The sequence below is a fragment of the Actinokineospora inagensis DSM 44258 genome (genome assembly GCF_000482865.1).
Taxonomy (GTDB): Bacteria; Actinomycetota; Actinomycetes; order Mycobacteriales; family Pseudonocardiaceae; genus Actinokineospora; species Actinokineospora inagensis.
The window spans coordinates 1-17,735 of the sequence record NZ_AXWW01000018.1 but is presented as its reverse complement, the minus strand read 5'-3'; the positions used below and the strand labels follow the sequence as shown (position 1 = coordinate 17,735).

The 17,735-nt window shown below is 69.0% G+C and carries 21 protein-coding genes; 11 read left to right on the top strand and 10 right to left on the bottom strand.

Going from position 1 to position 17,735, the window contains the following annotated elements; all coding sequences use genetic code 11:
* From H504_RS43995 to H504_RS33865, 3 genes are all read right to left on the bottom strand, one after another.
* Positions 1-336: DGQHR domain-containing protein (locus tag H504_RS43995; protein ID WP_211239286.1), on the bottom strand; the 336-nt coding region annotated here is incomplete at its 3' end.
* The gene (gene dpdA / locus H504_RS33870; protein WP_035303600.1) at positions 329-1,606 is read right to left on the bottom strand and encodes a tRNA-guanine transglycosylase DpdA; all 1,278 of its coding nucleotides are present in this window, start codon (positions 1,604-1,606) and stop codon (positions 329-331) included. The genes dpdA and H504_RS43995, both read right to left, overlap by 8 nt.
* Complete coding sequence (locus H504_RS33865) at positions 1,603-2,520, bottom strand: hypothetical protein (RefSeq protein ID WP_157440270.1); 918 nt, start codon at positions 2,518-2,520, stop codon at positions 1,603-1,605. The genes dpdA and H504_RS33865 overlap by 4 nt, the downstream gene beginning before the upstream one ends.
* Before the next feature lie 129 nt (positions 2,521-2,649).
* Here H504_RS33865 and queC point away from each other — a divergent pair, with 129 nt between their 5' ends.
* Together queC and H504_RS0107715 are read left to right on the top strand one after the other, a co-directional pair.
* Positions 2,650-3,351: a 7-cyano-7-deazaguanine synthase QueC gene (gene queC, locus H504_RS0107720; RefSeq protein WP_026422309.1), complete on the top strand. Its 702-nt coding sequence runs from the start codon at positions 2,650-2,652 to the stop codon at positions 3,349-3,351.
* A gap of 9 nt (positions 3,352-3,360) precedes the next feature.
* The gene (locus H504_RS0107715) at positions 3,361-4,140 is read left to right on the top strand and encodes a GTP cyclohydrolase I FolE2 (RefSeq protein ID WP_026422308.1); all 780 of its coding nucleotides are present in this window, start codon (positions 3,361-3,363) and stop codon (positions 4,138-4,140) included.
* On the opposite strand, the gene H504_RS43580 is transcribed toward H504_RS0107715, so the two are convergent.
* A complete protein-coding gene (locus H504_RS43580) occupies positions 4,130-4,498 on the bottom strand; it encodes a VHL beta domain-containing protein (RefSeq protein WP_035303598.1) in 369 nt (122 codons plus the stop codon). The genes H504_RS0107715 and H504_RS43580 overlap by 11 nt on opposite strands.
* Before the next feature lie 105 nt (positions 4,499-4,603).
* Complete coding sequence (locus H504_RS0107705) at positions 4,604-5,083, bottom strand: helix-turn-helix domain-containing protein (RefSeq protein ID WP_026422307.1); 480 nt, start codon at positions 5,081-5,083, stop codon at positions 4,604-4,606.
* 385 nt (positions 5,084-5,468) lie between these two features.
* On the opposite strand from H504_RS0107705, the gene H504_RS38505 reads away from it, so the two are divergent.
* Positions 5,469-6,221: a type VII secretion system-associated protein gene (locus tag H504_RS38505; RefSeq protein ID WP_051385611.1), complete on the top strand. Its 753-nt coding sequence runs from the start codon at positions 5,469-5,471 to the stop codon at positions 6,219-6,221.
* 32 nt (positions 6,222-6,253) lie between these two features.
* On the opposite strand, the gene H504_RS33850 is transcribed toward H504_RS38505, so the two are convergent.
* Complete coding sequence (locus H504_RS33850; protein ID WP_342668762.1) at positions 6,254-7,429, bottom strand: aminotransferase-like domain-containing protein; 1,176 nt, start codon at positions 7,427-7,429, stop codon at positions 6,254-6,256.
* A complete protein-coding gene (locus H504_RS43825; protein ID WP_342668761.1) occupies positions 7,396-7,560 on the bottom strand; it encodes a hypothetical protein in 165 nt (54 codons plus the stop codon). The genes H504_RS33850 and H504_RS43825 overlap by 34 nt, the downstream gene beginning before the upstream one ends.
* Before the next feature lie 74 nt (positions 7,561-7,634).
* Here H504_RS43825 and H504_RS0107690 point away from each other — a divergent pair, with 74 nt between their 5' ends.
* Both H504_RS0107690 and H504_RS0107685 read left to right on the top strand, forming a co-directional pair.
* Positions 7,635-8,315: an alpha/beta fold hydrolase gene (locus tag H504_RS0107690; protein WP_051385610.1), complete on the top strand. Its 681-nt coding sequence runs from the start codon at positions 7,635-7,637 to the stop codon at positions 8,313-8,315.
* Positions 8,316-8,365: 50 nt separating this feature from the next.
* Positions 8,366-8,908: a PadR family transcriptional regulator gene (locus tag H504_RS0107685; RefSeq protein WP_026422305.1), complete on the top strand. Its 543-nt coding sequence runs from the start codon at positions 8,366-8,368 to the stop codon at positions 8,906-8,908.
* Here the strand turns inward: H504_RS0107685 and H504_RS0107680 are convergent.
* Complete coding sequence (locus tag H504_RS0107680) at positions 8,905-9,321, bottom strand: very short patch repair endonuclease (RefSeq protein ID WP_026422304.1); 417 nt, start codon at positions 9,319-9,321, stop codon at positions 8,905-8,907. The genes H504_RS0107685 and H504_RS0107680 overlap by 4 nt on opposite strands.
* 167 nt (positions 9,322-9,488) lie before the next feature.
* On the opposite strand from H504_RS0107680, the gene H504_RS0107675 reads away from it, so the two are divergent.
* The 3 genes from H504_RS0107675 (at position 9,489) to H504_RS0107665 (ending at position 13,582) form a co-directional block, all read left to right on the top strand.
* On the top strand, positions 9,489-11,369 hold the full coding sequence (locus tag H504_RS0107675; RefSeq protein WP_084467463.1) for a trypsin-like serine protease: 1,881 nt from the start codon (positions 9,489-9,491) through the stop codon (positions 11,367-11,369).
* A gap of 81 nt (positions 11,370-11,450) precedes the next feature.
* Positions 11,451-12,368 carry a transcriptional regulator gene (locus H504_RS33845; protein ID WP_051385608.1) on the top strand — a complete coding sequence of 306 codons (918 nt, stop codon included), beginning with the start codon at positions 11,451-11,453 and terminating at the stop codon, positions 12,366-12,368.
* 374 nt (positions 12,369-12,742) lie between these two features.
* Entirely contained in the window at positions 12,743-13,582 is an 840-nt protein-coding gene (locus tag H504_RS0107665; protein ID WP_026422302.1) for an alpha/beta fold hydrolase, read from the top strand.
* Between the two features lie 24 nt (positions 13,583-13,606).
* Here H504_RS0107665 and H504_RS0107660 read toward each other — a convergent pair whose 3' ends face one another.
* Entirely contained in the window at positions 13,607-13,921 is a 315-nt protein-coding gene (locus H504_RS0107660) for a DUF4873 domain-containing protein (RefSeq protein ID WP_026422301.1), read from the bottom strand.
* Positions 13,922-13,937: 16 nt separating this feature from the next.
* Complete coding sequence (locus tag H504_RS0107655; protein WP_026422300.1) at positions 13,938-14,675, bottom strand: TetR/AcrR family transcriptional regulator; 738 nt, start codon at positions 14,673-14,675, stop codon at positions 13,938-13,940.
* A 70-nt stretch (positions 14,676-14,745) separates the two neighbouring features.
* On the opposite strand from H504_RS0107655, the gene H504_RS0107650 reads away from it, so the two are divergent.
* The 3 genes from H504_RS0107650 to H504_RS33840 are packed head-to-tail and all read left to right on the top strand — an operon-like array spanning position 14,746 to position 17,448.
* The gene (locus H504_RS0107650; RefSeq protein WP_026422299.1) at positions 14,746-15,657 is read left to right on the top strand and encodes an AurF N-oxygenase family protein; all 912 of its coding nucleotides are present in this window, start codon (positions 14,746-14,748) and stop codon (positions 15,655-15,657) included.
* Positions 15,654-16,553: an alpha/beta fold hydrolase gene (locus H504_RS0107645; RefSeq protein WP_026422298.1), complete on the top strand. Its 900-nt coding sequence runs from the start codon at positions 15,654-15,656 to the stop codon at positions 16,551-16,553. The genes H504_RS0107650 and H504_RS0107645 overlap by 4 nt, the downstream gene beginning before the upstream one ends.
* Positions 16,546-17,448 (top strand): alpha/beta fold hydrolase, encoded by a 903-nt coding sequence (locus tag H504_RS33840; protein WP_051385607.1) that lies wholly within the window; start codon positions 16,546-16,548, stop codon positions 17,446-17,448. The genes H504_RS0107645 and H504_RS33840 overlap by 8 nt, the downstream gene beginning before the upstream one ends.
* The last annotated feature ends 287 nt before the right edge of the window (positions 17,449-17,735 follow it).

Here is a 17,735-nt window from a genome sequence, read left to right as displayed (position 1 = left end):
CTCGTCGACCGGGATCACCAACTCACCCATCACCGAGTAGTCCACCGACTCGCCCTGCATCACCGCGGGCACGAACTCCACCCGCTTGTCGAACGCCACCACGATCGCGTTCGGCAACATCGCCCCATCCGACTCCAGATACCGGCGAATCGCCCGAATGTGGCTGAGCCCCTCCGGCCGCTGATACCCCTGCAACTCCTCACCCTCATCACGCCGCACCCGCGACACCGCCGCGAACCCCGGCAACTTCTTCCCATCCACGGCGAAGCAGTAAATCCGCCGCCGCCCCTGCCGAACCTCCAACGCGGGAAGGCGCAGGGTGTACTGGTCAGCCACGTGTGCTCCTAGCTTCGGCGGCGTCGTCACCACGATCACCGGGGAACTGCAGTCTCCGCATTTTCGCTTCCAGCACCGACAGGTTGTGGAACCCGCGGCGCTTGTTCCGCTCGGTCCCCCGGAAGACCACGATCTCGATGCCGTGCGCCCGGCACAGCCCGCACGGGCAGTCCTGCCAGGGCTTCTCCTCCAGCGTGCGGCGATAGCTGGCGATGTAGGACTTCTTCTTCGTGTCGTCACCGAGCACCAACCGCTCGTAGACGGTCAACGCGGCGAGGACCTCTTCGACGTCGACGCCACCCTGGTCGTACGCCCGCAGCAGGGCCAGGCACTCCCGTTCGGCGTGGATGGCGGCGGACTGCGACACCTTGCCCGCCAACACCCGGCGCTTCAGAGCCGGGTTACCGTCCACCTGCGGCACCCGGATCGCGGTGAAGGTGGACTCGTCGGTGTGGTAGTTGTTCCGGTCGTCCATGAACGCCTGGCGGAACACCGACGTACTGTCGAAGCTGGTCACCCCGTAGTCGGCGAACGTGCTCATGCTGTCCAGCCGGTTGATGCCCAACAGGTGCAGGTGTGGCCTGTTCTCCCCGAGTCGCTCGGTGATCTCGACCAGACAGGCGACGATCTCGTCAGTCTTCAGTGGCACCATGCCACCGAGCGCCACCCGCCGGTAGCCCATCTCCGCCAACTGGGCGACGCTGTCGGCGTAACTCTCCGGGCTCCACCCCTGCGCGGCCCCCACCGGCTCCAGACCCGTGTCCCGCTCGGCCACGGCGGCGATGAACTTCTCCGCCAGATCCAGCGAGATCGTCCGCCGCTTGCGCCAGGCCTCGTCGATGAAGTCGTCCGGCACACCGGGGCGGTACCCGAAGATCACGTGGTCGATGCTGACCCCGGCGTCGAACCGGCAACCGTCGTAGAAGTTCAGCACCTCGTCGATCGAGTACGGCGGGTACTCCTCGTCGATGTAGTTGAACGCTCCGCAGTCACCGAGGCTGACCATCGACTCCGGCAGCCGGAAGAACCTCCGCACACCGAGCCGGTACAACCTGGCACGCTGCGGAGCCGCGTACTTGCCCGCACCGCGCGCCGCCGACGGATCCACAATGGCCTTGCTGACCAGGATCCCGTCGTAGGGCAGCGGGGTGACCACCTCGTGCGCGTAGACGTCGTCGCGTTGGCGCACCCGGGTGGGGAGGTACTCGTCCTGCAGGAAGTCGTAGGTGGGACTGACCAGGTCCTGACTGTCCGGAAAGTAGAATTTCACGACGGATTTGACCTCGACCCGGTTCCCGTGTTGAACGTGGATGCCACCTCTTCGCGCATCGCTTCCTTGTACAGCTCAGCGAACCGCTTCTGCTCACACGCGCGCCCGCTGTCGCGGAGCATGCGGTGCAGGCGCGTCCGCGCGATACCGGGGTACCTCGCGGACGACTCGACGATGTACTGCTTGACCTCGTCATCGGAGAGCGGTTGACGATCGTATCGGTCGGGCTTCTCGACCCGGGAGGCCCACTTGCGCCACGCGGTGCCGACCTTGGGTGAGTCGAGCACGAGATCACGGCACCGGGACAGCCAGGCCACCGCCATGCGCACGTTGAGCGCCATCATCGTGCCGCCGAGAGCGTTGCGCAGCGCCCCGTTCGCGGGCAGCCGATGGAGGCCCTCGATGTCCTCGGAGCCGCCGACGAGCAGCACGTCACCACCGGACCGGCCGAGGGCGCGCAATTCCTCGCACATCACTTTCGCGTACACATCGGACAAAACCAGCAGAACAGAGTGACCCTTACGGAGTTCGGGAAGTGACGACGCGTCGAGCGAACTCCCGATGGCACTCCACCACCGCCGACCGTCTTCGCCGGTGTCCGCCACGGTGTCTTCATGCCCGTGGGTGAAAGTGGCCCCGTAGGCGGGGAATCTCCGGTCGGCCTGCTGCAGTCCGACGCCCGCGGAGGCGACCCAGAGCTCCGCGTCGAATCCCATGTCCGCGGCGATCCGCATCAACCCGAGGGTTTGCACCCAGTGCTCACCCCGGTACAGGTTGGTCAGCGGTAACCGGTTGTCCGCCTCAGCGATTCGACCGCACCACTCGTCGGCCTTGCCCAGGAGCGTGCCCGCGGACAACCTCCTCGCCTGGAGCGTGGGAGCGACAGCGATGGCCTTGCGCTCTGTGCAAGTCACCACTACTGAGAGTCGCTTCACGCCCCCTGGGCTCCTACTCCGAACTCGCCGACAGTCCGGGTGACTCTACCTCGCGCCAGAAAGTAAACTCGGCTGCCCGTCCCCGGACCTTGAATGTGAGGCACCTCTGTGACCCGACCGGCGATCGTGCTGCTCAGCGGCGGACTGGATTCCACGACGGTACTCGCCATCGCCAAAGACCGGGGCTTCGAACCGTATGCCCTCAGCTTCCGCTACGGGCAGCGGCACAGCGTCGAACTGGCGGCGGCGAGCCGGGTGGCCGCCGCGCAAGGGGTGGGCCGGCACGTCATCGCCGACATCGACCTGCGGGTTTTCGGGGGTTCGGCACTGACCTCGGACATCGAGGTGCCCAAGCACGACAGCCTCGACGACGTCGTGAGCGACTCGATTCCGACGACCTACGTGCCCGCCCGTAATACCATATTCCTGTCGTTCGCGCTGGCCTACGCCGAAGTAGTCGGATCATCAGACATTTTCACCGGGGTGACGGCGGTCGATTACAGCGGTTATCCGGATTGCAGGCCGGAGTACATGCGGGCGTACGAGGAAATGGCGAACCTGGCCACCCGGGCTGGTGTCGAGGGCCATTCCCGGCTCACCCTCCACTCGCCGCTGATCGAGATGTCGAAGGCCCGGATCATCCAGGAGGGGATGCGCCTCGGTGTGGACTACTCGATCACGTCGAGTTGCTACGACCCGGACGAGTCCGGTCGGGCCTGCGGCCGCTGCGACACCTGCTTGCTGCGGCTGAAGGGGTTCGCCGAGGCCGGTCTGGTCGACCCGGTGCGCTACCAGGGCGGAGAAGACTGAGAGACGGCCATGCACGACGTTCAGAACGAGGTCGACGAGCGCGGTATCGAGGTCGACCAGGTCGGTATCACGGGGCTGCGCTACCCCGTGCTGTTCAGCGACAGCGAACTGCGGCAGAACACCATCGCGGATTTCTCGGTCACCGTCCGCCTGCAGGCGGACCGCCGCGGCACGCACATGAGTCGAATGGTCGCACTCGTCCGCGACCACCTCAGCACGCTCGACCCCATTGACCTTCCCCGAGTGCTGAAGGCGGGGCAACACGAACTGGACGCGCCTGCCATCGAGGTGAACGCGGAACTGTCGTTGTTCACCCCGGTCGTGGCTCCGGCGTCCGGCGCCGAGTCGATGGCGGTGCACGACGTGACGATCACAGGTGCGCTGGCGAACGGTGCCTGCCGGATCAGCACGACCCTGCACGGCGAGGTGACCAGCCTGTGCCCGTGCTCCAAGACCATCTCCGACTACGGTGCGCACAACCAGCGCAGCCGGGTCTCCCTGACGGTCGAGGGGAACAGCGACGACCCGTACCCGCTCCCGGTGTCCGAGGCGGTCGCGTTGATCGCCGCGAGCGGCTCCGCACCGGTGATCCCGCTGGTCAAGCGGCCGGATGAACGGGTGCTGACCATGCAGGCGTACGAGCACCCCGCGTTCGTGGAGGACATGGTCCGCGACCTGTCCGCCGCCTGCCGTGCGCGAGGGCTGGCGCACCGGGTGGCGGTTCGGAACCTGGAGAGCATCCACAGCCACGACGCGATAGCCGTCGTCGTGAGCGGGACTAGTCGATGACCACCTCGAGGTGGGTGGGGGAGGCGGCGAAGCGGGTGAGTTCGGTGTTGGTGGGGGTGCGGGCGATCCAGATGTGGCCGACGTAGGTTTGTTGGGGGTAGCTGGTGGCGGGGGCGAGGGTTTGGTAGAGCTGCTCGGTTCCGGTGAAGTCGAGCCACAGGATGCGGATGGGGGCCGCGGTGTGGTTGAGGAAGGTGATGGTGATCGAGTCGGTGGAGGGTGGGGAGCGGTCGGGTAACTCTGACCGTGAGGTGGAGGTTGAGGGTGTGCCGGGTGGCGCGACGGGGGTGCCGGGCACGGGGGACGTGCAGGCGGTCGCGAGGGCGGCGATGATCGCGACGAGGGTGGGGGTGCGCACCCGGGGCCTCCGGCGGGGGTTGGTGGGGTGAACCGACCCTAGCCCGGTCCGGGCACGAGGGGAGAACGGCACAGGTCATCCGGTGTCCACTGTGGACCGGGATGCTCAGTCCTCGTCCTCTTCGTCGTCATCGCGGGGGCGTTTCTTGATGGCGGTGTGCCGGTACGCCTCGGCGGTGGTGGGGGAGTTCGACGGGATCGGCTCGGTGAAGGAGCGGATCAGGTTGACCACCGCCTGCCGCTGCTCCTCGGTGAGGCGCATGACGAGCTCGCGGACCTCGGTGACCGTCGCCGTCGGCCGCCCGGCGCGGGCGGGCTCATACTTGGTCGGGTCGAGGTTCGCCAGGCGCAGCGCCTCGACGGGTTCGACGTCGACCGCGAGGGCGGCGTTGATCACCGTGTCCGCCTTGGGGCGGAACGGCTTGCGGTCGGCCCGCCGCCCGCTCTCCAACTGCTGCCACGAGGTGCGCGAGAACCGGGCTTTCTGGGCCGCGTCTTCCTGCGACCAGCCCTTCTCGTCCCGCGCGCGCCGAAGTACTTCCCCGAGTGGCCAAGAGTTGTTGTCTTCGCCGTCCCGACCGGTCATGGCGCAGATGATCCCGCATGCCAAGCCGCAACACGACAGCGAAACGCCCATCCAGTTGTGTTGCCTATTGTTTCCTATTTGTAGGCAATAAGTCCACTGTGGACTCTATCCGCCTGCCGGACTGGGCCAAAGGAGTGACCGGGACTCCGGCGCGCCCCGGCGAACAGCCGATCAACGACCGCGCCGCCCACATTCCGGGGTCCGCGGCGGCGGGCGGCGATCTTGGACACCGTCCGACGGCGGCGCGCAACCCGAGACCCGCAGTTCCCCACGAAAGAGTGCACCCCCGCCGTGGCGTGGACCGTTACCCCCCGTTTTGGGGCAACCAGTGCTCGTACCCTGCTAGACAGCCACGAGAACACCGTCCGAGGAGGCTGGCTCGACCGTGTCGACACCGCGCCGACCGCCGATCACCGCTGCCCTGCGGGCGCAGGCCAGGACCGCGCCCGACAGTTGGCTGCCCGTCGTCGCCGACGACGGGCAGGTCGCGGGCCGCTACCTGGTCGACGGGCGCGGCGAGATCACCGACGAGTTCGTGCCCAACCCGCACTACCGCCCCCGGTGGTCGCCGTCGATCACCCCGGAGATGCGCTCGTACGCGCTGTCCCGCCCCGGTGGCTGGGTCGAGGTGCTCGACCCGGCGCACGAGGGCTCGAACGTGCCGGAGTGGGCGGTGGTCGGCCGGTACCCGGTCGACGCGGGCGGCGGCGTGATCCCCGCCTTCGACCCGAACCCCGGCTACCGGCCGTCCCCCGCCGCGCTCGGCTGGCCCGCGCCGCGCTCAGAGGCGGAGGCGGTGCTGCAGCTCGCGCACACCGGTCAGATCGAGTACCGGGAGGCGGTCATCGCGGTGCTGGCGGCGACGCTGGTGCTGCCCGCCGACCCGAACCGGCCGCCGCGGACCCGGCTGGAGCTGCGTGGCCGGGTCGCGCACGCCTTCGTCACCGAGGACGCGGTGCCGCCGGACTGGCCGCCGCACTGGCAGAAGTTCAGCGGGGTGGAGGTCGCCATCCTGATCGGCAGGCTGGCCGACCAGTTCGGCGGCCCGCCCGACCTGCTGATCCACGCCGAACCCGATCTGCAGGTGCGCATCCCCGGCACGGTCATGCTCGAGGCGCTCCGGCTCGTGTCGGGTTGAACTGCCCGGGATGCCGTCGCGGTGGTCGGGCGCTAGTCGGTGAACGGGTCGGGCGTGGTGGCCAAGGCGGCCAGGTGGGTCAGGGCGGTCGTAAGAGTTGGGAGCGGGGGCGCGGCGAGGGCTAGCCGGACAGCGTTGGGGACCGGGGCGGGTGGCACCGCGAACGAGGCCGCTGGGGTAAGAGCGATACCGGCGCGGGAGGCTGCGGCGGTGAAGGTGTCCGGGCGCCAGTGCGCGGGGAGGCGCCACCAGAGGTGGTAAGAGCGAGGATCGGCCTGGATGTCAAAGCCCGCCAAGTGGTGGGCGGCCAACTCTTGGCGGGCGCGGGCGTCGGCGCGTTTGTCCGTACGGAGCCGGGTGGCGGTGCCGTCGGTGGCCCAGGTGGTCATGGCGGTGAGCGCGAACCGCTGCGGAGACCAGGCACCGGAACGGACGGCGGTGGTGACGGCGGGGCGCAGATCCGGGGTGGTGACGGCGAAGCCGAGGGTCAGGCCGGGCGCGATCCGCTTGGACAGGCTGTCGACGAGGACGGCGTGCCGGACGAGTGGCCACAGTGGAGGGTCGTCGTGCAGGAATCCGTAGGTCGTGTCCTCGATGAGCGCAATGCCCCGGCTGGTGAGAACTTCGGCGACGGCGCAGCGGCGCGAGGCGTCCATGGTGATGCCGAGCGGATTGTGCAGGGCGGGTTGCAGATAAACGGCGCGCAACAGGCCTGCCGAGGACAGCGCGTCCGGCGTGACGCCGAGGGAGTCGACGGCGAGCGGGACGAAGGTGACGCCGAGGCGTTCGGCGATTCCCTTGACGACGGCGTACGTGATCTCCTCCACGCCCAGCCGCTCCCCCGGCCGCACCAGGGCGGCGATCGCGGCCGCGATGGCTTGGCGACCGTTGCCCGCGAACAGGATCGAGTCCGGCTCGGGCGTCCACCCGCCGCGGGACAGCAGCGCGGCGGCGGCGATCCGCGAGTCGGAGGTGCCCGCGACCCCGACGGCGCGAATGGACTCGGCGAGGACGTCCGGGCGCAAGACCGCGCGGAGGCTGTCGGCGAGGACGCCGGAGTGCTCGGGCAGGACCGGGAAGTTCAGTTCCAGGTCGACCGGGGCCGCGGCGGGTTCGGCCAGGGCGGGGCGCCCGGGTGCGGCGCGGACGAACGTGCCCCGGCCGACCTCGCCGATCACCAGGCCGCGCCGCACGAGTTCGCGGTACACGCGGGAGGCGGTGGAGACGGCGATGCCGTGCGGGCGAAACGGCGATGCGGCGGTAGTTGGGCGCCGGGGCCGAGCCTGCCCGCGGCGATGTCCTGCGCGACCAGGTCGGCGACCTCGCGGTAGTCCATCATTGCTCCGAGTACATTGTTTTGATTGCACTGACATTGTGCCCTCGCTAGCGTGGGAGCAACAAGAGAGGACGCCCATGCTGCTGGTGCACGGCCACCCGTTCGACCGGACGATGTGGCTCCCCCAACTCGACCGGTTCGACGCCACCGCCCCCGACCTGCGCGGCTACGGCGGTGCCGAGCCCGCTGCCGGGATCACCCCGATGCACGTGTTCGCCGACGACCTCACCGCGCTGACCGACGAACCTACCGTCCTGTGTGGACTGTCCATGGGCGGCCAGGTCGCGATGGAGTTCCACCGTCGGTACCCACATTTGGTCAAGGCGCTGATCCTCGCCGACACCACGGCCCGCGCGGAGACAACGGAGTCACGGCAGGACAGGCTCAAGATGGCCGACCGGCTTGTACGAGAAGGCATGGCCCCTTACGCGCACGAGGTCCTGTGGAAGATGGTCGCCCCAGGCAACGACAAGGCCGCCGAGCACGTGCTGAAGATGATGCTGAATGCGCCGGCCGAGGGCGCAGCGGCAGCGCAACGCGGACGAGCCGACAGGCCCGACTACCGCGAGTCGCTTAAAGCCAACCCGGTGCCGACGTTGGTCATCGTGGGCAGCGAAGACAGCTTCACCCCCATCGATGAGGTCGAGTTGATCCCGGCGACGAAGCTGCACGTGGTCGAAGGCGCCGCGCACCTGCCCAACCTGGAGCGGCCGGACGAGTTCAACGAGGTGGTCGCGGCGTTCCTCGACGACCTCTGAGATATGCCTCTCGTTGCAGTCCCGGCGACCACGTACCTACTGTCCGGTACATGGCGTTGGAGCACGCGATCCTGGTGGCGCTCAGCGAGCAGGCAGGCACCGGGTACGAACTGGCCCGGCGGCTGGACCGCTCGACCGGGTACTTCTGGCAGGCCACCCACCAGCAGATCTACCGCGTGCTCAGGCGGATGGACGACGCGGGCTGGGTCTCCGTCGAGCACATCGCGCAGTCGACCAGGCCGGACAAGAAGGTCTACACGGTCACCGGCACCGGCGCCGCGGAGTTGGCCCGCTGGCTGACCGAGCAGGCGCCGCCCGCCGAGTTGCGCGACGAGCTCGCGGTGAAGATCCGCGGGGTCACGCACGGCGACCGGGGCGCGGTGCTGGCCGAGGTCGAGCGGCACCGGGCCCACCACGCCGAGCGGCTGGCCGCCTACCAGGCGATCGAGCTGCGCGACTACCCGGAGCGGCACGCGCTCAAGGGCACCCGGCTGCACCAGTTCCTGGTGCTGCGCGGCGGTATCGCGGCCGAACAGAGCTTCGTGACGTGGTGTGACGAGGTGAGCACGGCGCTGCGGCTGGAGACTCTTTAGTCCACTTCGGAGCGTTGGGCGAGCACCACGTCGCGTACGCGACCGGCGGCCACCAGCGGGTCTTCGTGTTCCCAGACGCGCACCACCGCCCAGCCCTGCTCGCCCAGCCGCACGTCGGTGTCGCGGTCGCGGCGGCGGTTGCCCTCGATCTTGTCCCGCCAGAAGTCGGCGTTGCGCTTGGGCCAGGTCGCGTGCTCGGGGCAGCCGTGCCAGAAGCAGCCGTCGACGAAGACGGCGACCTTGACCCTGGTGAACACGACATCCGCCTCCCTACGCACGGTGCGCACCGGCCGCTGGTGCACTCGGTAGCGGAGCCCCAAAGCGTGCAGTGCCTTGCGCAGCGCGATCTCCGTTCCGGTGTCCCGGGACCGCTGCCTGCTCATCCGCGCCGACACCGCCGCCGTCGTGTCCACCAGACCCCGCTTCCCATCCCTGTTTCCGCAGGTACGGATAAAGTTCCGTACCCCTACGGATACCGACCCTGATTGTTCCTCACCGGGCGTCACCCGAAAGTGACCTGCAGCGAACCGCCGCCGTCCCTGCCTAGAGGCGCGCGTTCCTGATCCGGAAAGGAACCATCGTGAAACGAACACCACGGTCCTGGGGTCTGCTGGCTCTGACCGCGGCAGCGGTACTGGTGCCGGTGGGCACCACGATCGCGAACGCGGCTCAGCCGACCGCGGGTGTCCCGAACGCCCCCGCGGCCAACTACGAGGGCGCCACCGTCCCCACGAACCTCGGCGATGCCCACCCGGCCTTCGTCGGCGGCCAGGACAGCACCGTGAGCGAGTTCCCTGGCATCGTCGCGGGCATCCGCGCGGGCGGTCCCCGGCCCGAGGGTGAGACCTGCACCGGTACCGTCGTCGCGCCGCGCAAGATCCTGATCGCCGCGCACTGCGCCGACGCCGAGGGCGACAAGAAGTTCGTCTACGGGCTCGACGACCTCAAGGACTACAAGGGCGGCTCCGGCACCGGGTTCGCCGTCAACGTGGTCAGCTACAAGAAGCACCCGAAGTACGTGAACTTCGACCAGGGCTACGACGTCGCCGTCGTCACCGTCGACCGCGACATCACGCTGAAGAACAACGCCGCCTACCCGTCGTTCGCCACCTCGGCCGACGCGGGCGGTGCCGCACCGGGCAAGAACGCCACCGGCTTCGGCTACGGCAAGAAGGACTTCAACGACACCTCGCAGGACGTCACCCTCGACAAGGCGACCCTGCCGATCGTCGACGGCGACAAGGTCTGCACCGGCGTCGGCGCGGGCTTCAAGAACGCGTACATGATCTGCGCCGGGTACTCCGACGGCCGGGTCACCATCCTCCCCGGCGACAGCGGCGGCCCGCTGGTCGTCAACAACAAGGTCTACGGCGTCGCGTCCTGGAGCCGGTCGGACTTCAAGTGGTACAGCGTCTACGGCCGCCTCGACAACGAGATGGGCGACTGGGTCAAGTCGGAGGTCGGCGACACCACCCCGCCGCCCACCGGTGACTTCGGCGTGAGCGTCACTCCCGCGAGTGGCTCTGTCGCCGCCGGTAAGTACCTGTCCGCCACGGTCAACACCACCGCGGGCTCCGGCGGTTCGGAGAACGCGACCCTGTCCGCTTCGGGGCTGCCCAGTGGCGTCAAGGCCGTCTTCCAGCCGACCTCGGTTAGCACGGGCAGCTCCGCGAAGGTCACGTTCGACGCGGCTACCGCAGCGCCCAACGGCACCTACGACGTGACCCTGACGGCGACCACCGCCAGCGGTAAAACCGCGACGGCCAAGTACTCCCTCACCGTTACCGGTGGCGGCGACCCGCAGCCGAGCGACTTCACCCTGTCGGCCTCGCCGGACAAGGTGGCCGCGGACAAGGGCAAGTACATCTCCACCACCATCAACACCTCCGGCGGCAGCCGCGGCCAGACCATCAACCTGACCGCGTCCGGTGTGCCCTCCGGTGTGAAGGCGGTGTTCCAGCCGACCTCGGTCACCGCGGGCGGTTCGGCCAAGCTGACCTTGGACGTGTCGAGCACCGCCACCGCTGGCACGTCGAACATCACGGTCACCGGCACCGACGCCAACGGCAAGACCGCCACCACCACGGTCGCGCTGACGGTCAACGGTTCCACGGAGCCGCCGACCGGCGACGTCACCGTCACCGCCACCCCGTCGTCGGGCAGCGGCTGGCAGGGTCAACTGGTGCAGGCCTCGGTCAAGGCGAGCGGCGGCACCGGCAGCCTGAAGCTGACCGCCACCGGCGCCCCCACCGGCACCCAGGTCACCTTCAACCCGGCGACGATCGCGCAGAACGGCACCAGCAACGTCTGGTTCTTCACCAGCTTCAGCACACCGACCGGCAGCTACCCGATCACCATCACGGCCACCTCGGCCGACGGGAAGACCGGCAAGACCACGTTCACGCTGACGGTCACCAAGTTCGGTGCCTACACCGTGGGCTCGACCCGCATCCCGAGCTGATCACCACCTGACCCGGCACGACGGCAGGTCCGCTCCCGCGTGGAGGGGACCTGCCGTTCCCCCGTTTCTGCGAGGACCCCCATGCAACCATTCCGCATCAGCGACCCAGTGCCGCTGGAAACGTTCCCCACGGTCCTTTCCGGCGCGATCGAACGCAGCGGCCTCAGCCTCGAACACCTCCAACGCAAACTCGCCGCCGAGGGCATCCGCGTCAGCCTCTCCACCCTCAGCTACTGGCGCCGCGGCCGCACCCGCCCCGAACGCCCCGAGTCCCTGCGCGCCGTCGAAGTCATCGAGGACGTCCTGAAGTTGCCGCGCGGGTACCTGGTGGCGTTGCTGGGCCCGCGCAAACCCCGCGGCCGCTGGGTCGCCCGCGGCGGCCTCGTCCGCCCCCACGAGGCGTTGTGGGACAGCGTTTCTGGGCTGGCGCCGGTACTGTCGGAGCTGTCCGAACCCGCCCCGGGCGAGATGACGTACCTGAACGTGCACGACCAACACTTCCTCGACCACCACGGACGGGACGTGCGAACCCGCGTGCGAATGCTGGTTCGATCCGAAGTGGACGGACTACGGTCGATGGTGGTGCTCCACCGGGCCGAAGAAACAGACCGCGCACTACCCGCCGTGCTGACCGGCTCCGGATGCGCAGTCGGCCGAGTACGACCAGTGGCGTCGTCACGGTTCACAGTGGCGGAGATCCTGTTCGACCGGTCGCTGTCATCAGGGCAGACGGCAGTATTCGAGTACGAAGTCCGCTGGTTCGGCCAAGCCGCTTCAACACGGTACTCACGAGCATCCCGACGGGCGTTTCGGGACTACCTCTCGGAAGTAAACTTCCACCCATCGGCCCTGCCATCGGTTTGTTTCGCGTATACGCAGGAATCGACGGAGGAGCCGGAAGTCCACCGGGAGACATTGGAACCGGGCTCTTATGGGGGCGTACACACATCGGCCCAGAACTCAGAATCCGCCATCCACGGCATCCGCTGGATGTGGTAACCAAACCCCAAACCCAAAAACAAAACGTCCCCGCGAGAACCCACCTCCCATCGACAAAGCGCCACACCCAACACCGCGCCCCCGAAACCCCCACGCAAATCGACGAAGCGCCACACCGACACCGCGCCCCTCGAAACCCGCCCTAAATCGACGAAGCCCCACACCCCTGTCCGTCACGTCTTTCCAGTGGCCCCGCCTTTTAGCCTTACCCAGGCCACCGCACAGGGGCCCCAAACAAAACAACTCCACCCCAGCGGGCACTCCAGCATTATCTGGCGCATCCAGCGGCGTCGCCGAAGGCGACAAGCAGTCACCCCTCCCCTCGTCCACCGATCAGTGGTCGTGACGCGCCCCGGCAGGGCACACTCGGTGGCATGCACTCGCAGTTGAGCAGCCACGCCGGGCAGCCGGTCCGCCTCGGCCCGGTCGCCGGGGTCCGGATCGACACCGGCGGCCCGTACGCGCTGCTGGTGCCCGGGTACACGGGGTCCAAGGAGGACTTCGCGCCGATCTTGGACGACATCGCGGCCGCCGGGTTGACGCCGCTGGCGGTCGACCTGCCGGGGCAACTGGACTCGCCGCCGCTGGACTCCGAGGACGCCTACCTGCCGGAGCCGCTGGGGCTGCTGCTGGCGTCGGTCATCGGGTCGCTCGACCGGCCGGTGATCCTGCTGGGCCACTCGTACGGCGGTCTCGTCGCCCGGCGGGCGGTCATCGCGGGAGCGCGGGTGGTCGGGTTGACCCTGCTCAGCACCGGTCCCGCCGCCCTGGCCGCGGGCGGGCGGCGGCAGGTGCTCGAACTCGGTGAGCCGGTGCTGCGCAAGTCCGGGGTGGCGGCGGTGCACCGGACCCTGGACGCGATGAACGCGACCAACCCGGCGTGGCTCGCCCGCGGTGAGGACGTCCGCGAGTTCCTGCGCGTGCGGTTCCTGCGCAACACCGTCGAGGTCCTGCTCGGGATGAGCCTCGGGCTGCGCGTCGAACCGGACCTGGTGGACGACCTGGGCCGGGCGCTGACCGCCCAGGCCGCGGGATGCCAAGTGGTGTGCGGGGTGGACGACGACGCGTGGCCGCCGCCGGTGCAGCGGGACATGGCCGACCGGCTGGCCGCCGAGTTCGCGCTGGTCGACGGCGCGGCGCACTCACCGGCGATCGAGAACCCGAGCGGGCTGCTGGCCGCCCTGCTGCCGGTGTGGAAGTCGTGGCTGGGCTAGTCCCCGGCGGTCCATAGTGGAGGGTTACACCTCCGGTGCGGCGCCCGGTTCGGTGGCGACGGCGAACGGTGGGGTGCTGGTGCCCGTGATCCGGTAGCGGTCCCACGGGTCCGGGTCGGTCAGTTCGCCCTGCGCGGAGCCCTCGGGCGTGGTCAGCGTCGCCCGCGCCTTCTTGCCGCCCAACGCGGCCGACACTTCGGGGTGTGCGGAAACCCGGCCGTACCAACGGTAGTAGCCGTCGATGGGCTGGAAGTGGCCGCGCAGGTCGACGGTGACCGCGAACTCCCGGTCGTCGGTGCGCAGCGTCGCCGGACCGGTGTAGCCGTCTTCATCGGACATGGGGGACTCCAGGGGGTCAAGCGGTGGTGGCGTTGCCCGCACCGGACGACAGGTGCACGATCTTGTTGATTTCCAGCGGTTTGTGCGGGTCGATGCTGACCCCGTAGCCGCGCATGGTGCCGTCGATGGCGGACCAGATCGTCATGGTCAGGTACTCCACGACCGCGTCCCGGCTCATCGTCCGCCGTTCCAGCCACCACTCGCCGACGTTCTGGACCATGCCGACTATCCCGTGGCCCCAGACCTCCGCGCCGCCGGAGTCGATCTGGTACGCGCGCATGTAGTCGCCGAGCAGGGACGCCAGCGCGTTGGCGATGACCTCCTTGTCCTCGGCGACGATGTCGTTGTCCAGCCTGCGGTCGGCGAAGGTGGAGCGGACCAGCAGCCGGTAGAGGTTCGGGTACTCCTCGATGATGGAGAAGAACGCGTCCAGGCTCTTGCGGATGCGCGGCAGCGGCGCCTCCTCGCGGTTCATCGCGGGGATGAGGCGCTCGAACAGGATCTCGGTGCCGCGGTGGCCGAGGGCGACGAACAGGTCGGCCTTGTCGGTGAAGTGCCGGTAGAGCACCGGTTTGGTCACCCCCGCCTCGGCGGCGACGTGCTCCATGCCCAGGTCGGGTCCGTGTTCGGCGAGCGCGCGCAGGGCCGCCTCGACGAACTCCTCGCGGCGGGCGGCGCGGTGCGACTTCCACCGGTCGCGGCGCGCGTCCCCGGTGTCGCCGGGTCGCTTGACACGGTCAGCCATGACACTCATGCTACCAGAAGTAACTGTTACCCGAAGTTACGCGTGCCGGGATCGCCGCGTGAAGGGGAGTGACTCGCCGATGAGCCGCGCGACGCAGGTTGCCAAGTTAGCCGATCGGGAGAAGACCGCGGGCCGGTTGCTCAAGTCCGCCGCGGACAAGTTCTACGACCCGGACATCGACATCGACTGGGCCGCCGACATCCCGTCCGGCCTGCACTTCCACCCGGAACACCGGATCTCCTTGTACGGCACCGAGATCTGGGACCGGATGACGCCGGAGCAGCGGATCGAGCTGGGCAAGCACGAGATCGCCAGCATCGCGAGCACCGGGATCTTCTTCGAGGTCCTGCTGATGCAGATGCTGCTCAAACAGGTCTACCAGCACGACCCGACCACCGACCACGTGCACTACCTGCTCGCCGAGATCGCCGACGAGTGCCGCCACTCCACCATGTTCGGCAAGGCGTGCAAGCGGTTCGGCGTCCCCGCCTACGGCCCGCGCCCGTGGGTCCGGCAGTTGGCCAAGGTCCTCCCGGCGATCGGCCGCGGCCCCTCCGCCTACGCGGCGATCCTGGTGGCCGAGGAGGTGCTGGACCGGATGCAGCGGGAGAACATGGTCGACCCCGGCCTGCAGCCGCTGATCCGCATGGTCAACCGGATCCACGTGCTCGAAGAGTCGCGGCACGTCACCTTCGCGCGGCAGGAAGTCGTGCACGGCATGGCGAAAGCCGGGTGGGTCGCGCGGCAGTACCACCGGGCGCTGACCGCCGTCGTGTCGTACTTCGTGGCGTACAGCCTGATCAACCCCCGGGTCTACGCGGCCGTCGGCCTGGACCCGAAGGCGGCGTGGAAGGCGGCGAAGGCGAACCCGCACTTCCAGGAGACCATGCGCTACTGGGGTGAGCGGATCATGAAGTTCCTCGGCGAGGCCGGGTTGGTGGGCGGTCCGGGCACCGTCCTGTGGCGCCGCTCGATGCTGCTCGCGAAATGAGCCCGCTGACCACATCCGACGGCGTGGAGTTGAACGTCGTCGAGAGCGGGCCTGCCAACGCCGACGTCGCCCTGGTGCTGGTGCACGGGTGGACGATGGACCACACGTCCTGGGACCTGGTCGTCGACGGCCTGCCCGGGGTGCGGGTGGTCCGGTTCGACCTGCGCGGACACGGGAAATCCGGCGCTGCTCCCCGGGGGACGGCCACCATCGACCGGCTCGCCGACGACCTCGCCGAGGTCATCGATGAGCGCGTCCCGACCGGGCGGGTCGTGCTCGGCGGCCACTCGCTGGGCGGCATGACGCTGATGGCGTTGGCCGAGCGGCATCCCGAGCTGATCAGGCGACGGGTCGCCGGGGTCGCGTTCGTCGCGACCACCTCCGGCGGTCTTTCCCGGCTCACGTTGGGCCTACCGCGATGGGTTGCCGCGCCGGTCCTCTATGGCGAGAAGCTCATCAACCGCCGGATCGCGAAGATGCGCAGGCCCCACCTGATGGGACGCCGAACCGGGTTCGCCCGGCCCGGCGTGCGGTGGCTGGTGTTCGGCGCCCGCCCCGCCCGCGCCCACATCGCCGCGACGGCGGCGCAGGTCGGGCGGTGCAACCCGGCGAACATGGTCGAGTTCCGCAACGCGTTGGACGAACACGAGCGGGTGCACGCCTTGCCGGTGTACCGGGGGATTCCCGCGGTGATCATGGCGGGCGGCCGGGACCGGCTGTGCACCGTGACCGACGCCCGGATCATCGCTCAGGCGCTGCCCGACGCCGAACTGGGGACCTACCCCGGTGCCGGGCACATGCTCAACTACGAGCGGCCCACCGAGGTCACCGCGCGGTTGGCCGGACTGCTGGCGGCGTCGACGCGGGGACTCGTAGTAGCTTCGCCGGGTGGCTGAATTCCGCACCTCGGACGGGGTGGTGCTCAACATCCAGGACACCGGCGGCGGCGTCACCGTCCTGCTGGTGCACGGCTGGACCAGCGACTCCCGCGTCTGGAGCCCCCTGGTCAACGCACTCGCAGGCGAGGTGCGGTTACTGCGCTACGACCAACGCGGACACGGCCGGTCCGAGCGCGGCCCGGCGACCCTGCCCAGGCTGGCCGACGACCTCGCCGAGGTGATCGCGAAGTCGACCACCGGCCCGATCGTACTGGTCGGCCACTCCATGGGCGGCATGGTGATGATGGCACTGGCCGAGTGCCACCCGGACCTGGTCACCGACCGGATCGCCGCCGCCATGTTCGTCGCCACCTCGTCGGGACGCATGGACGAGGCCACATTCGGCCTGCCGAAACCCCTGGTCAGGGCATACTTCAACCGTAGTGGGCGCGGATCGGGACACTCTCGGCCGTCGGCACCGAGCCGGATACAGGCGTTCGCCGGGTTGGTCTTCCTGCGCTGGTTGGCGTTCGGCCACCGGTTCCGGCTGGTCGACCTGCGCTCAGCGGGCGACCAACTCGCCCGCGCGCACCGGGGGACGACGGGTGCCCTGCGCCGTGAGATCACCGGCAACCACGCGCGCGGCCCAGCCCTGGCGGTCTACGCGAAGATCCCCACTGAGGTCCTGGTCGGTGACCGAGACCGGGTGATCCCACCCACACACGCCGCCGAAATCGCTCGCCTACTGCCAGGGACCGAGTTCGTCCGCTACCCAGGCGCCGGCCACATGCTCCCCTACGAACGCACCGCCGAACTGGCACGCCGCGTGCTCAGGCTGGCCAGCGGCGTCCGCAGAGGCGGTGGGGGACCAGGTCTTGGTCCGCTGCCACCAGCAGCAGGCGCTCACGGATGAGGTAGTCGGGGAGTTTCGTGCCAGCGGCCCGCCCCAGATCTCGGCGATGACCTAGTCGACGAAGCTCCACACATGCACCGCACCCTCGAAACCCCACGCAAATCAACGAAGCCCACCAACCTGCGCCGCGCGCCCAAAACCCCAGCCGTGACCGACGAAGCCCACCAACCTGCGCCGCGCGCCTCGAAACCCCCAGCCCCATCGACGAAGCCCACCGACCGGCGCCGCGCGCCTCGGGACCCGCCGACACCAACTGCCCGTTGTGGTGGAGTTGTTTTGTTTGGGGG